Annotated in this window: 2 protein-coding genes and 2 pseudogenes; 2 read left to right on the forward strand and 2 right to left on the reverse strand. The window is 32.0% G+C overall.

The window, feature by feature from the left end:
* Together LOK41_RS28010 and LOK41_RS28015 are read right to left on the reverse strand one after the other, a co-directional pair.
* Window positions 1–70: pseudogene (locus LOK41_RS28010) on the reverse strand (IS6 family transposase); the annotation flags it as partial.
* Between the two features lie 75 nt (window positions 71–145).
* Window positions 146–1450, reverse strand: coding sequence for a TcaA second domain-containing protein (locus tag LOK41_RS28015; protein WP_241819357.1), 1305 nt, complete (start codon window positions 1448–1450; stop codon window positions 146–148).
* Window positions 1451–1495: 45 nt separating this feature from the next.
* Between LOK41_RS28015 and LOK41_RS28020 the strand changes: the two genes are divergently transcribed.
* Together LOK41_RS28020 and LOK41_RS28025 are read left to right on the forward strand one after the other, a co-directional pair.
* On the forward strand, window positions 1496–1642 hold the full coding sequence (locus tag LOK41_RS28020; RefSeq protein ID WP_241819358.1) for a hypothetical protein: 147 nt from the start codon (window positions 1496–1498) through the stop codon (window positions 1640–1642).
* A 1-nt stretch (window position 1643) separates the two neighbouring features.
* Window positions 1644–1805 (forward strand): annotated as a pseudogene (locus LOK41_RS28025) (amine oxidase); the annotation flags it as partial.

Here is a 1805-nt window from a genome sequence, read left to right on the forward strand (position 1 = left end):
AACGACAATAGTAGCCGACGGCTACCAAAATAATATCCTTTTTAAACTGTTTTCCTTTAAAATATTCCATATATCATTCTCCTGCTCACACTTTTTCTACAGGTTATCTCAGTTTAGAAATCTTTGCAACAGAACCTAGTGAGGCCTATTGAACATTCGTGATAATGTATTTTCCTTCTTCATTTTTATCAATTTCCTCTGTGGCAAAGGAACCAAACGAAACCTCGTTAATTTTCCAAGTTTTTTGATCCGTATCATATAGTGCGTTAAGCTCCACATCATAAACTGCATCTTTTTCAGATGAGTATTTTTGAGCTGGAAGATGATATTTTGCTTTCCCTTCCATTTTTAAAATAGGATATCCTTTATCGTTTGATAAAATCTTTACTACTTCTTTATTTAAATATGATTTCACAAGTGTTCCTTCCCACGGGGTAGACCATGTATTACGTGCTGCCGAAGCAAAAGATTCTGCTTTTTGATTCTTATATTTTTCAGTGACTGTTTTGAAAGGCTCAATACTTTGTTTTGTACTTGCATCCCCATATTCTTTTAAAAATGTATGGAAAAATTGATTCACTTTTTCTTCATCGACTTTAAACATATATTTTCGTTGTTCTCCAAATAAAGAGGTTTTTTGATCGTTTAATTTAGAAATTTCATCTTTTACCCAAGGAAAGTTTGCTTTTAATTGTATTGCTTCTTCATCTTTTTTATTAATCGGACCAAATTTTTTAGATTCATCATCTCCAACCTTAATACCTGTAGGTTTTCCCTTGAATACAATTTCTGAACCTATAAATTCCTTAGATAAATCTAGTTCATCTCCTTTTAAGCTGAGTGATACATTTTCAACAGGATCATCTCCTCCTACACGGATAGTGGTTTTATCTGTGACAGTAGTCCATTTATATTTTTTTATTCCAGTTAACTCATACACTCCAGGTAAAAAAGGTTTATCAAATACAGAAGGAGAAACTTTTTTACCGTTTAAAGATAAAACAACGTCTTTGTCTATATCTTTAAGGTTAACTTTTACCTTTGCTGGTTTAATAACATAATTATCGAAAAATATCCAGATCTTTCCTTCTTTTGCTATGGTATAAGGTAATATACCTTTACTACGTGTTTCCAATGCCTTAGCAGAAACGGCTGTATTCTCTACATCCATGACATCCACCATTAGAGGATACATTTGCTTATATTCATTGGATTCCTTTAAAAAAGATTGTACACCTTCCTTAGCAAATGGAGCAGACTGTGCATCTTTTGGTAAAAGTGATAAAAATGTATCAGCATCTTTCTTTTCAAAAGCCTGTAGTAATTTCTCTCTTACTTCTTCTTTAGAATGACGGGCTATTGATCCACTTACAATGAAGCCTATAATACAAAGTAAAACAATTCCTGTTGTTAATATTCCTTTTTTACTTTTCAGATAAGAAATTTCCATAACTTCAGTCCCCTTTTCAATTTTTTATAATTTCATTATAAGATAATGAAAAAATGGAAAGAAGTGGTTAAGTTTGATTTTTCAGAAAAAACAAACTTTATCAATACTTTTCAAGATTATCAAACCCTACTTCAACGTTACATATCGGGTGTTTTTACCCAAAAATGGGGATGGGCAAAGAAACCCATATAGGAAATATTCGTTAGGTTCTTTTTTAAACTCTTACTTTTCAGTTGGTGCAATTGATATGATTGGTGTACTTCTTGATATGGAAGCATATATGGAGATGTCCCTCGTCGAAGTACTACGGGAATCTATATCCTTTACATCACCAACTCATTTCTATGAGATAACA

Origin of the sequence: Bacillus sp. TL12, from assembly GCF_022625245.1 — a bacterium.
Lineage (GTDB): Bacteria > Bacillota > Bacilli > Bacillales > Bacillaceae_G > Bacillus_A.

Excerpts from the sequence above, each read along its gene's own strand:
- LOK41_RS28015 (WP_241819357.1), bottom strand. The coding sequence starts at position 1,450 with ATGGAAATTTCTTATCTGAAAAGTAAAAAAGGAATATTAACAACAGGA.
- LOK41_RS28020 (WP_241819358.1), top strand. The coding sequence starts at position 1,496 with ATGAAAAAATGGAAAGAAGTGGTTAAGTTTGATTTTTCAGAAAAAACA.